The sequence below is a fragment of the Marinobacter sp. Hex_13 genome (assembly GCF_001566815.1).
In the GTDB taxonomy this organism is placed as follows: Bacteria; Pseudomonadota; Gammaproteobacteria; order Pseudomonadales; family Oleiphilaceae; genus Marinobacter; species Marinobacter salarius.
On record NZ_LSMM01000062.1, the window covers coordinates 23,858 to 36,269 of the forward strand.

12 protein-coding genes and 1 pseudogene are annotated in these 12,412 nt (G+C 49.3%); all 13 read left to right on the forward strand.

The genetic code is table 11. The annotated features are described in order from the left end of the window. The first annotated feature begins 1 nt into the window (after window position 1). Entirely contained in the window at window positions 2-1,171 is a 1,170-nt protein-coding gene (gene pseC / locus AXW11_RS15870; protein WP_075196476.1) for a UDP-4-amino-4,6-dideoxy-N-acetyl-beta-L-altrosamine transaminase, read from the forward strand. Continuing rightward, window positions 1,171-1,875 carry a pseudaminic acid cytidylyltransferase gene (gene pseF / locus AXW11_RS15875; protein ID WP_075196475.1) on the forward strand — a complete coding sequence of 235 codons (705 nt, stop codon included), beginning with the start codon at window positions 1,171-1,173 and terminating at the stop codon, window positions 1,873-1,875. The genes pseC and pseF overlap by 1 nt, the downstream gene beginning before the upstream one ends. Next, complete coding sequence (pseG, locus tag AXW11_RS15880) at window positions 1,872-2,987, forward strand: UDP-2,4-diacetamido-2,4,6-trideoxy-beta-L-altropyranose hydrolase (RefSeq protein WP_075196474.1); 1,116 nt, start codon at window positions 1,872-1,874, stop codon at window positions 2,985-2,987. Before pseF ends, pseG begins: the two co-directional genes overlap by 4 nt. Next, window positions 2,980-3,492: a UDP-4-amino-4,6-dideoxy-N-acetyl-beta-L-altrosamine N-acetyltransferase gene (gene pseH / locus AXW11_RS15885; RefSeq protein ID WP_273633744.1), complete on the forward strand. Its 513-nt coding sequence runs from the start codon at window positions 2,980-2,982 to the stop codon at window positions 3,490-3,492. The genes pseG and pseH overlap by 8 nt, the downstream gene beginning before the upstream one ends. Next, entirely contained in the window at window positions 3,492-4,547 is a 1,056-nt protein-coding gene (gene pseI, locus AXW11_RS15890; protein ID WP_075196472.1) for a pseudaminic acid synthase, read from the forward strand. The genes pseH and pseI overlap by 1 nt, the downstream gene beginning before the upstream one ends. Further along, the gene (locus AXW11_RS15895) at window positions 4,544-5,929 is read left to right on the forward strand and encodes a glycosyltransferase family protein (RefSeq protein ID WP_143071124.1); all 1,386 of its coding nucleotides are present in this window, start codon (window positions 4,544-4,546) and stop codon (window positions 5,927-5,929) included. The genes pseI and AXW11_RS15895 overlap by 4 nt, the downstream gene beginning before the upstream one ends. A 59-nt stretch (window positions 5,930-5,988) precedes the next feature. After that, window positions 5,989-7,065 (forward strand): glycosyltransferase family protein, encoded by a 1,077-nt coding sequence (locus AXW11_RS15900; RefSeq protein ID WP_075196470.1) that lies wholly within the window; start codon window positions 5,989-5,991, stop codon window positions 7,063-7,065. Beyond that, window positions 7,062-8,288: an ArnT family glycosyltransferase gene (locus tag AXW11_RS15905; protein ID WP_075196469.1), complete on the forward strand. Its 1,227-nt coding sequence runs from the start codon at window positions 7,062-7,064 to the stop codon at window positions 8,286-8,288. Before AXW11_RS15900 ends, AXW11_RS15905 begins: the two co-directional genes overlap by 4 nt. Further along, window positions 8,278-9,402 carry a glycosyltransferase family 4 protein gene (locus AXW11_RS15910; RefSeq protein ID WP_075196468.1) on the forward strand — a complete coding sequence of 375 codons (1,125 nt, stop codon included), beginning with the start codon at window positions 8,278-8,280 and terminating at the stop codon, window positions 9,400-9,402. Before AXW11_RS15905 ends, AXW11_RS15910 begins: the two co-directional genes overlap by 11 nt. Further along, the gene (locus tag AXW11_RS15915; protein WP_075196467.1) at window positions 9,402-10,259 is read left to right on the forward strand and encodes a sulfotransferase family protein; all 858 of its coding nucleotides are present in this window, start codon (window positions 9,402-9,404) and stop codon (window positions 10,257-10,259) included. Before AXW11_RS15910 ends, AXW11_RS15915 begins: the two co-directional genes overlap by 1 nt. Continuing rightward, window positions 10,246-10,881 (forward strand): sugar transferase, encoded by a 636-nt coding sequence (locus tag AXW11_RS15920; protein WP_177190582.1) that lies wholly within the window; start codon window positions 10,246-10,248, stop codon window positions 10,879-10,881. Before AXW11_RS15915 ends, AXW11_RS15920 begins: the two co-directional genes overlap by 14 nt. Continuing rightward, the gene (locus AXW11_RS15925; RefSeq protein WP_075196466.1) at window positions 10,882-12,057 is read left to right on the forward strand and encodes a DegT/DnrJ/EryC1/StrS family aminotransferase; all 1,176 of its coding nucleotides are present in this window, start codon (window positions 10,882-10,884) and stop codon (window positions 12,055-12,057) included. It begins immediately after the preceding gene. A 38-nt stretch (window positions 12,058-12,095) separates the two neighbouring features. Beyond that, window positions 12,096-12,412: pseudogene (locus AXW11_RS15930) on the forward strand (polysaccharide biosynthesis protein); the annotation flags it as partial.

A 12,412-nucleotide genomic window follows, 5' to 3' on the forward strand; every position in this document is an offset into this window, starting at 1 on the left:
TATGATTCCCTACGGCAAGCAGGAGATAAATCAGGCTGATATAGATGCTGTCTTGGATGTGCTTAAGTCAGCTTTCCTGACTCAGGGCCCGAAAGTGCCCGTCTTTGAGCAGAAAGTCGCGTACCATGTGGGTGCGAAGCACGCTCTGGCGGTCAATAGTGCCACCTCAGCCCTCCACATTGCCTGCAGCGCTCTGGGACTGGGCCCAGGGGATTGGCTGTGGACAACGCCCATTACATTCGTGGCTTCTTCCAATTGTGGGCTTTATTGTGGAGCTAAGGTCGACTTTGTAGATATTGACCCCAGAACCTACAACCTTTGTCCAAAGGCTCTGGAAGCCAAGTTGCAATCGGCAGAGCTGGAGAATGCTTTGCCAAAGGTGCTGGTTGCTGTACACCTTGCAGGCCAGCCCTGTGATATGGAGGCAATCTTTAAACTGAGCAAGCGATACAACTTCCATGTGATTGAGGATGCTTCTCATGCCATTGGTGGCCTATATCAGAACGAATTTATCGGTAGTGGGCGCTATAGCGACATCACTGTATTCAGTTTTCATCCGGTGAAAATTATTACCACCGCTGAGGGAGGAATGGCACTGACCAACGATGACGAATTGGCCAGTCGTATGAACCTTTTGCGCAGCCACGGTATTACTCGAGACGAGAATTTGATGACTCATGAAGCGGATGGCCCGTGGTATTACCAGCAGGTGGAGCTGGGTTACAACTACCGTATGACAGAACTTCAGGCTGCCTTGGGCGTCAGCCAGATGGACCGGCTGGATTCGTTTGTAGCTCGCCGTCACGAGTTGGCTGAAAGATACGGTGAGCTCTTAAAAGAGTTGCCCGTAACAACACCCTGGCAGCATCCTGACAGTTATTCTGGTTTGCACCTCTATGTTATCCGCCTGAGGCTGGACGTAATCAATAAAACGCATCGCGATGTATTTGAGGCGCTGAGAGCGCAGGGTATAGGTGTGAATCTGCACTATATCCCGGTTCATACCCAGCCATATTATCAAAAGATGGGATTTCAGCCTGAAGCCTTCCCCGAAGCGATGCAGTATTACCGGGAAGCGATCAGTCTTCCGATGTTTCACGGGTTGACCGATCATGAGCAGGACCAAGTTGTGCTTGCACTTCGAGAGGCTCTGGGGGGCACGGACCAATAATGAATCGAGTTGCGATTATTCCAGCCCGGGGAGGAAGCAAGCGCATACCTCGGAAGAACGTCAACCCATTCTGTGGCAAACCGATGATTGCATGGTCAATTGAAACGGCAAAAATCAGCGGCTGCTTCGACAGAATTGTGGTGTCCACAGACGATAGAGGAATTGCTGATGTGGCCACGCGGTGGGGGGCCGAAGTGCCATTTCTCCGCCCCGAGATTCTGTCAGATGATTATACGGGCACGTTACCAGTGATCCGCCATGCGGTTGATTGGCTAAAAGAGCAGAATTTTCCAGTTGACTATGCTTGTTGCTTGTATGCAACCGCACCTTTTGTATCAGCAGAGGACCTTCAACGGGGGTGGCGGCTAATCCGACAAACCCGCGCTGACTATGCTTTCTCCGTAACCAGCTTCGCATTCCCCATTCAGCGAGCAATTCGAGTTACCGATAGTGGTCGCGTCGCGATGTTTAACCCGGAGCATTTTACTACTCGGTCACAGGATCTGGAAGAAGCCTGGCACGATGCCGGCCAATTTTACTGGGGTAAAGCAAGCGCATGGTTAGAAGAGAAAATGATATTCACTGAAGATTCGGTACCCGTAAAACTGCCTCGCCATCGTGTCCAGGACATAGATACTCCGGAGGATTGGAGTCGTGCCGAGTGGCTTTTTAGGTCCATGCGGGAAGAGTTAGGGTCTCAATGAAGATTGCATTCAGGGCCGATGCTTCAGTTCAGATTGGCACCGGCCATGTGATGCGCTGCCTGACTCTGGCCGAGGAGTTGCGCCGTCAGGGTCATCAATGCCTGTTTGTTTGCAGAGACCACAAGGGCAATCTTGCAGACTTGATCGGTCAAAAGGGTTTTGAGCTTCACTTGCTGCACACGCCAGATCTGACAGAAAATTTAGCAGATGAAGGATCAGAGCTCCCCCATGCCGACTGGCTAGGCGTTCCCTTGCAACTGGACGCTGATCAAACAAAAGAAGTACTGTCCGACCATAATCTAGATTGGCTAGTTGTCGACCATTATGCGCTGGATGCCCGTTGGGAAAGGCAATTCATTGAGCCCGTCAGCCAGGTTATGGTTATTGATGATCTGGCAGATCGGGATCACGAGTGTGAAGTTCTACTGGACCAAAATTTGGGCCGTCAACCTAAAGATTATGACGATCGGGTTCCTTTGGGCTGCAAAAAGCTGATTGGGCCACAATACGCCTTGCTTCGCCCTGAGTTTTCGGAGCATAGGTCAGCAAGCCTGGAGCGCAGGCGCTCTCCAGAACTGAAGCGTATTCTCATATCTTTGGGTGGGATTGATCAAAAAAATGTAACCGGCCAAGTGCTTGAAGCGCTCTCTAAAAGCATTCTTCCGCAAGATACTTTGTTGGATGTTGTTATGGGACGGGCTGCGCTCCACCTCGAATCAGTTAAGAAACTAGCATCTAACATTCCCTTCGACACAAAAGTAAATGTTGGTGTCAGCGACATGGCAATGCGCATGTATCGGGCGGATTTAGCTATTGGTGCCGCTGGTGGGACAGCGTGGGAGCGATGCAGTCTTGGGCTACCATCCATCCTGTTTATTTTGGCAGAGAATCAAGAGTCGGGAGCAAAGGCGCTCGTTGATGCCGGGGCGGCAATGACTCCTGAGAAAGGAAGTGCGTTAACCGAAGCACTTTCGTCTCTGCTCGATTCTCTGAATAAAGACTCCGGGTTGTTGACAAAGATGGCAGAGGCTGGGGCCAAGTTCACTGACGGTAAGGGCGCAGAAAAGGTTTGTGATTCATTCGTTATTTCGAAGGAGTGCGGCGGTGAGTGAGGCAAGACTTCGTTCGATGACCTATGAAGATCTTTTGATGGTGCTTTCTTGGAGAAATCACCCGGAAGTGCGTCACTTTATGTATACAACCCACGAAATCAGCTTCGACGAGCATCGTAGTTGGTTTAAAAGAGTTGAGCATGATGCGAAGACCTACTTGAAAATTTACGAGAGTGGGGGCGAAGCGTTCGGCTTTATTAATATTGGCTTGTCACGAAGCCTTCAAATTGCAGACTGGGGATTCTATCTGGCCCCTCACGCGCCTAGAGGAAGTGGTAACATACTCGGCAATAAAGTTCTGAAGTTTGCTTTTGGTGAACTGAAGCTCCACAAGCTCTGTGGCCAGGTTTTGGGATTCAATGAACGCTCAATTGCTTTTCATAAGCGACTTGGGTTTTTGGAAGAAGGCCGGCTGCGAGACCAACACTTTGACGGTGTAAATTATCATGATGTTGTTTGCTTCGGCCTTCTGGCGAATGAATGGCAACTGACGGAGGCTAACTGATGAGTGGTGAACCGAAGATCACAATTGCTGGTCGTAAAATCTCCCGCGATGAGCCGCCCTATATCATTGCTGAACTATCAGCAAACCATAACGGAAAGCTGGAAACAGCGCTTAAGATCATCGAGGAAGCCGCAAAGGCAGGGGCAGATGCTGTGAAGCTGCAGACCTATCGGCCGGATACAATTACTCTAAATTCGGATGTTGACGAGTTTAAGATAAAAGGTGGGTTGTGGGACGGTCGTACGCTCTATGAGCTTTATGAGGAGGCCCACATGCCTTGGGAGTGGCACAAACCCTTGTTTGATCACGCCAAGAAAAATGGCATTCCAATCTTCAGTTCCCCTTTCGACACCACCGCTGTAGATTTACTCGAGGACCTGAATGCGCCCGCTTATAAAATTGCCTCCTTTGAAGCAATCGACCTACCGCTCATTCGCTATGTGGCGACTACAGGCAAGCCAATGATCATATCTACAGGTATGGCCGATGCTGAAGAAATCGAAGAAGCAATATCAGCGGCGAGAGAGGGAGGCTGCAAAGAGTTGGCTATCCTTCACTGTGTCAGCGGTTATCCCGCTCCCGCAGAAGATTATAATCTAAGAACGATTCCGGACATGATCGAGCGTTTCGGGCTGGTGACAGGCCTGTCAGATCACACTCTGGATAACACCACAGCCATTGCCAGCGTTGTATTGGGTGCGTCATTGATTGAAAAGCATTTTACGCTGGACCGTAATGGCGGCGGCCCGGATGACAGTTTCTCTCTTGAACCTCGCGCCCTTGCCGCTCTTTGCAGAGACAGCAAAACTGCCTGGAGATCACTCGGGGAGATCAACTATGGAAGGAAATCGAGCGAACAGGGCAACGTACAGTTTCGACGTTCGTTGTATTTTGTGAAGGATATGAAAGCAGGTGAAGTGATTACTGAAGAGTGTGTGAGAAGCGTTCGGCCTGGTTATGGGTTGGCACCTAAGTACCTGAATAGGGTGATTGGACAGGCGGTTGTACGTGCTGTTGGCGCCAATACGCCAGTCACGGAAGATGTGTTTAGTTGATGGGCTGGTATAAAGGCATCAACGCCATTCTGGAGCAGGAGCCGGAAACCTGGCTGGCGTATCTTTACGGACAGCAGTTGGATAACATGCCGCATTTGACCCGGCGCAAACCGAAGTTTCGCGGTCTGTTACTCCGGTTATGTGCTTTTGGCGTGTTTTTGCTAAGTCATTTAAAATTGAAGCAGCCCAAGATACTGACGTCCCGGGCGGATTATTTGGTTTTTTCTGGCACAGCAAATCAGATGAGCTCGTTAGACGGGACAACAACCCACTTGACACAGCAGGGTGCCCGTGTAGTCGAGATTGCTCATGCTAAACTACTTAAAACCGAGGCGTTGCGTTCTCGATATATTCCCTTCAGTTATAACGCTATCGATATAGTAAAGTCGTTGGTGCTTCTTGTGCGTAGAGGGCCAGCGCTATATCTAGACCTAAAAAGAAAACACCCGACTGCTATAACCAATTATTTTAATAGCTTCTGTAGTGTGTATGCTCACTTGGTGTACTTCTATCGAGTACTTGGAAGTACCAATCCTGCATTTGTCATTACTGCCAATGACCATAACCCTTCAAATCGATCACTATTGGCAGTCGCCCATTATTTGGGTATTAAAACGGTCTACATGCAGCATGCCTCGGTAAGCTCGCTTTTTCCGGCATTACGCGTGAACTATGCGTTTCTGGATGGGCAAAGCGCCTTTGATATTTATAAAAGTTGTGAGGAGAATCAGCCTCCCACTCACCGGAAAGTTCCAGCTCCTCAGGTTATATTGACGGGGCAAAAAAAGCAGATAGACCGAAGGATAAATAGGGAAGAGAACGTTGTTGGTGTTGCTCTCAATGCATTGGATGAAACGGAATCAGCAATCGAGTTTATCAAAGGTCTTTCCAATTCCGGGTTAGAAATTATCGTGCGCTGGCATCCAGGGCAGCCCAAAGGCGATATTAAACGATATTTTTCAGTTTTTGGGAACAGTTCTAGAATAAAGTTAAGTAATCCGGAGAATGAGTCGATATCAGATTTTCTGAATAAGATTCGTTGGTTGATTGCCGGCAATAGCAGTATTCATTTAGAAGCGGCACTTTCTGGAGTCTTGCCAATATATTATGAGCAGAGACCATCAGATAGCCCAGATTATTATGGGTACGTTCAGCATAGGTTGGCAATACATGCAAAAACGCGCTCTGAGATAGTTGAGATAATTAACGGAGATTTGGGAACTAGCGTTCCAGATGTTAGTGCCGTGAGGTACTATAGTTCAACCTATTACACTGAATGGGATGGAAGAGAAGATGAGTTGGTTGCAAAGATGTTGTTGGAACTTTCGGAAAAAAGACCTCCATCAGTGGAGCTTCATGCGCTGCCAATTCGACTAAATTAACTTAATACAGAGTGTTCGAGGCTTGTTTTCAGATTGAGCGATTTTTCTAAAGATATTAAATGGACGAACGTTTGAAGATTATTTACGCCTGCGACTTTTCCCTCAATAAAAGCACTGGAAAGAATCGCGCCACCCGGCAAAAACTGGATGCTCTAAAAAGAAGGCAGGGTGTCAGATTGACATACTACTCGGCAGATGAAGGTCTACTTGCGCCACTTAAGCTGCTCATTAATGAGTTCCGTATTATTGCCAGTATCTTGAAACTCAAACCGGATGCCATCATTACTAGGGGGAGTGCGGGTAGTTTCTCGCAGGTTTTAAGGCCATTTTTTAACGTCTTGTTTGTTCGGGAGGTGCACGCTGCCGGGCTCGAGGAGCTGAGATTACTGCCATTCAAAGGTATTAAACGCTTTTTTGCCTATGTGAAGCTGAGTATGAGTCTTCTGCAGGATAAAAGAGCTGACCTGCGAATCTTTAACCATCCACAGCTTATGGCCTGGTATGAAAGCCAATATCAGATGCGGGGGAAAAGCTGTTTTGTATATAACGGTTTTGAACCATCTTCAGCATCAAGGCTAAGCCGATTGGAAGCCAAGGAGAAGTTCGGTCTGGCCGAAGATGTTACCGTGCTGGTATTCACCGGAGCCGCGAGCAAATGGCATGGCGTTGATTACCTTGTCAGCCTTCAGCGATGCTTTAATGCCCATGGCGATCAGGTGCAAATTGTGTGTGGTGGTGGATCCATGGAAAGTTATGATCCGGAACAACTATGTCTGAATTTCTCGCCGCTTGATGATAACGATTGTGCGGATCTGATTCGCGCTGCGGACGCTTGTCTGTTACCGGTAGCTGATGTTCGGATCAGCCCCGGTAGCCCACTTAAGCTGTATGATTACATGGTCAATAGGAGAACCGTGGTAGCGCAGCGTGATCAGTTGGGATATTCGGATGAGGTGCATAGACACAACGTTGGGCTAGCGGTGGATTTTAGAGAACCAGAGGAGGCTCGCGAACTGATACTGGATCGTCTCTCTGCCAATAAGAGAGATGATGACGATTACCCAGCATGTTCCGCTAGCTGGAGCGACAGAATAGAGGAATGGCTCGCTAATCTCTCTGAGTCGGCCGAGAAATGACACAGTTAGTGGGCTTCCTTGGTATTGCTTTTACTTTGACGTTCTATACGGGGTGGGCGTACAAGCTAAAGTGGATTTCCTATCCACTGTTGATTGGGGTGTCTTTACGAATTGGGTTTGTCCTCTTTGACTACTTTGTAATAAAACTCCCTGATCACGGATCAGACGCGCTAAACTTTCATCTACAAGCCATCGCCTGGTCACAGAATGGATTCTTGGAAATGCTGCAGAGTTTTCCGGGCCCTACCACTTATTTTTATGCTTGGGTTTTGGCATTTTTTTATTCTGTTTTTGGGCCTAGTGTACTCCTCGCACAGTCAATCTCGGTCTTTATGGGTGGTGGTATTATCCTTTTGGGGGCACATCTCGCCCAGATGGTAGCAGGAAGAAGGGCAGCGATTATAAGTGCTTGGCTTACTGCCCTGTTTCCGACATTGGTGCTTTACTCATCAATACCTTTGAGAGAGCCTTTTGTCGTTTTCTTCTTTTTGATGGCCCTTTATGGTTCCGTAGTCTGGTATAAGTATAATCGTGTCGTTGGAGTTTGGATTTCAATACTTGGATTTGCTCTAGCTACTTTTTTTCATGGTGCATTTGCGCTTGGTGCACTTGGATTTCTGGGGATGCTTGTACTTCGAAGTTTGAAGCGTGCGGTTTCCGGGTGGCAGGCAAATAGTTTAAAATCAGCTTCGATTACCACATCTATTCTGGCGCCAATAGCTATTGCTGTTTTGATTGCTGGCGGAGTGGCAATACCTAAGCTTGGTTCGGTGATTAGTGCTCTTGATGCAGACAAGATAATTGCTATAGTCAATTATAGCGCCAGGGACGGAGCTGCGTACCCTGCGTGGACACAACCGAATACTCCAGTTGAGTTAATTTTCAAGTCGCCGGTTCGTCTAATATATTTTCTTTTTTCGCCTTTTCCCTGGGATGTTTCAAGACCGCAGCATTTAGTTGGACTGCTGGATGGCTTATTTTATCTAGGTGTTTTTCTATATCTAATTAAGAATCATAAGGCTTTGCCTGCGGAATCAAAGTTCTTACTTTTGGTGGCGTTTCCGGTAGTCCTCGCATTCGCTTTGGCAATTGGTAACTTTGGTACTGGTGTCAGGCACCGTGCCAAGTTTATCTCTCTATTTCTCGTGATCTTATCTTCAGTTAGGTCAAAGTCAAAACCTGTGAAAAACAGAATTTATGGTAGTGTGAATCGTGCAGAATAAGACAGCGTTATTTTGTGCCAATAGAGGTTACGCATTGTTCAGCTCGCGACGAGGCATAATAGAAGAGTACTTGAAGCAGGGGTGGACGGTTGTTTTGGTTACCTCTGATGATGAATATAGTGCTGAACTTGTTAGGCTGGGGGCTAGACTTGAGGTCATTCAGTTCAATCGCGGTGGTTTCTCTATCGGCTCCGACTTTATGGCTGGCTGGATGTTGATGAAAATTGCTCGCAAATGGTCTCCATCGATTGTTCATTTTTTTCACGCCAAACCGGTAATTATGGGAACGCTAGTCATGCGTTTTAAGCTTGGAGATTCTGTTTTGATCGTGAATACCATTACCGGGCTTGGCCACGCTTTTATTCGTGGGGGGCTGATAACCCGCTTCGCAAGTTTGGGGTATCGAAAGGCGTTACCAAAAGCAAACTGTACAATTTTTCAGAACCACGATGACTGGAGCTTATTTTTAGAGAATGAGTGGGTTCCTCGATCCAAGACCAAGCTAATTGCTGGATCTGGTGTGTCGCTTGAGCGTTTTTCATACGTCGATAGGGCTGATCGGAGCGGAGTTGAACCTGTTATTGTTATGTTGGGTAGACTGATTTATCAAAAAGGAGTTTCTGAATTTTGTGAGGTTGCGAAAAGAGTAAGGTGGGAAATTCCTGGTGCTCGGTTCCTATGGGCTGGAGAGGAGGACCCGGTCCATCCTGACTCTGTCGATCTCAACTGGTTCAAATCGCTTGAGGAAGTCGGCTATATCGGTAGGCTTTCCGATGTTGCGCCTCTATTAGCGCAAGCTGACCTGTTACTGTTCCCGTCATATAGAGAAGGTGTTCCCAGGGCAGTGATGGAGGCCGCCGCAACAGGCTTACCCACGATCGCGTTCGATGTACCGGGTGTTCGAGAGGTGGTGGAAGAGGGGAGAACGGGTTACCTCGTTCCTGACATAAATATCGAAGAGATGGGATCGCGGGTTCTGGAATTATTGGAGAATAAAGAGTTGCGATTAGAGTTAGGCAAAAACGCTGCGGAGTTGGCGAAGAATGCATTTGACATAAAGGCAGTTCAGAAGGCGTATCTGAATGTCTACCGTGAACTTGGGGTGGATATCTGATGGTTTATCAGCCTGCGGTAATCATTGGTGCTCCTCGTTCCGGTACAAACATGCTACGTGATGTTTTAACTTCCCTCGAAGGCATAGCTACCTGGCCCTGCGATGAAATCAACTACATTTGGCGTCACGGAAACGTTCGCTTCCCATCCGACGAGATTCCGGCAGATCGCGCGACACCAGTGATTAAAAGCTACATTCAGCAGAGTTTCGAGGATATTCGAGAAAAGTACTCCGCGGATATCGTGGTTGAAAAGACCTGTGCTAACTCATTGCGCGTGCCATTTGTCGACGTGGTGGTGCCGGATGCAAAGTACGTTTTTATCTACCGGGATGGTATTGACGCCACCGGCTCCGCGAAAGAGCGCTGGACCGCCGAGCTGGACATCCCCTACATTCTGGAAAAAGTGCGTTTTGTGCCAAAGATGGATCTTCCTTACTACGCCCTTCGATATTGCTGGGCCAGGATCTATCGGTTGATCTCAAGGCAAAAACGCCTGGCGTTCTGGGGGCCTGCGTTGAATGGCATGCAGGAAACCCTTCAACAACACACGCTTAATGAAGTATGCGCCCTGCAATGGCAGCAATGCATTGATAAGTCCGAAGAAGCGTTTTCCCGGATGCCTGAAGACAAAGTTGTTCGGGTTCGTTATGAAGACTTTGTTCGCAACCCGGTGGCGGAGCTTTCCCGAATCCTTGAATTTCTGGGGAAGGAGGTTCCTCAGCACCGTATTGAACGGGCCGTCGAGCGTGTGTCTCCCCGCAGTCTCGGTAAGGGCCGCAAAGCGTTGGGCGAGCATGAGGTTGCCAATCTGGAGGCCTTGGTTGGTGACACGTTGAGGCGCTATGACTATTTGTGAGGGCGGGTCGGCGGAATCATGGGCGCTGAAACCGATTCAGGCTCTGATGAAGCGGGTTTTTGATCTGGTTTTTGCGCTTCTGGGGTTGACCCTGGTCTGGTGGTTGATTGTGATTGCTTGGTTGGCAGCAACCATCGACACTCGATCCAACGGCTTTTTTATCCAGAAGCGGGTAGGGCGTAATGGCAGTACTTTCCGGGTAGTGAAAATAAAAACCATGCGCCCGGTTGCCTCGTTCGACACCACCGTTACCAGTCGGGTGGATCCTCGTATTACTCCGCTTGGAGCCTTCTTTCGTCGTACCAAGATAGACGAACTTCCTCAACTCTGGAACGTGTTTGTTGGTGATATGAGCTTTGTTGGCCCGAGGCCAGATGTACCCGGCTTTGCCGATCAGTTGCAGGGTGAAGAGCGGGCGATGCTGTCTATCAGGCCCGGCATTACCGGACCTGCCACTTTGAAGTACCGTGATGAAGAAGAGATCCTGGCTGCCCAGGCGAATCCGGAAGCCTACAATCGCGACGTTATCTGGCCCGACAAGGTTCGGATCAATCTGGATTACATCCGAGACTGGTCTCTTCGTCTTGATGTTCAATACATTTTCCAAACGGTTTTTCACTAAATGTTAAACGGACCATTCTCCCCCTGGCCCTCCTATACTCAGGAAGAGGCCGATGCGGCTTCCCGGGTATTACTCTCCAACCGTGTCAATTACTGGACCGGCCAGGAATGTCGTGAATTCGAGCGGGAATTCGCTGAATTCTCCGGCACTGACTATGCCGTGGCCGTGGCGAACGGCACGGTGGCTCTGGATCTTGCATTGAAGGCGTTAGGTATTGGCGCCGGTGATGAAGTAATTGTCACTTCCCGAACCTTCCTGGCCTCGGTAACGTGTATTGTTAACGCGGGCGCTTGGCCTGTGTTCGCGGATGTGGATGCGGATTCCCAGGGGATTTCGGCTGAGACGGTTGCGTCGTTGATTAATGACAACACCAAGGCGGTCATTGCGGTTCATCTTGCAGGCTGGCCCTGTGACATGGATGGCCTGAATGACTTGGCTTGCCGCCATGGCTTATCAGTGATCGAAGATTGTGCCCAGGCCCATGGTGCGACGTACAAGGGCAAACCGGTTGGGTCTCTGGGGCACGTAGCAGCCTGGTCCTTTTGCCAGGACAAGATCATGACCACCGGTGGCGAGGGCGGCATGGTGACCACCAATGATCGGGAACTGTGGTCGCGCATGTGGGCCTACAAGGATCATGGCAAAAGCTGGGAAGCGGTTTATGAGCGCGAGCACCCGCCGGGCTTTCGCTGGCTGCATGAGAGTTTTGGCACGAACTGGCGGATGACGGAGATGCAGGCTGCCATTGGCCGGATTCAGTTACGGCGTATGCCGGACTGGGCTGAGCGCCGTCGGGCTAACTGTAGGGCTATCTGGCAGGCTGCCAGGGAGTGCAAAGGGCTGAGAGTGCCGGAGGTTCCGGAACACATCGGCCATGCCGGCTATAAGTGTTATGTTTTTGTAGAGCCTACTACCCTTAAGCCAGGGTGGGATAGAAACAGGGTGATGTCTGAGATTGTTAGTGCTGGCGTGCCTTGTTTCTCCGGCTCCTGCTCGGAAGTGTATTTTGAGAAGGCGATACAGGACGCAGGTATGGCTCCGGAGGAGCGCTTGTCGGTGGCCAGGGAGTTGGGTGATACCAGCCTGATGTTCCTGGTTCACCCGACATTGACGGCCGAAGAAGTCAAACTCACGTGCAAGGTGCTCGCACGGGTAATGAAGGAGGCAACCGCTTGAACAGGGAAAAGTTGGCAAAGCGTAGAGATGGCAATCTTATGATCAGGTCATTTCTGAACCTTCCGAGGTTTTATAAACGGGTTGTTTCCGTTCTGTCGGATGCGTTCTTCCTGTTCTTTGCAATCTGGGCTGCGTTTGCCTTACGCCTGGAACAGCACCTTTGGCTGCCGACTCAGGAGCAACTGACGGTTGCTGCCATTACGGTGGTGTTCACTATTGCCGTGTTTATCCGCCTCGGGCTATACCGGGCTGTCATTCGTTATTTGGGTGATAGAGCATTCCTCACCATTATCTATGGGGTCATTGCCTCCAGCGTATCTCTGATCATTCTGGGCTACCTATTGCAGGTGTTTGT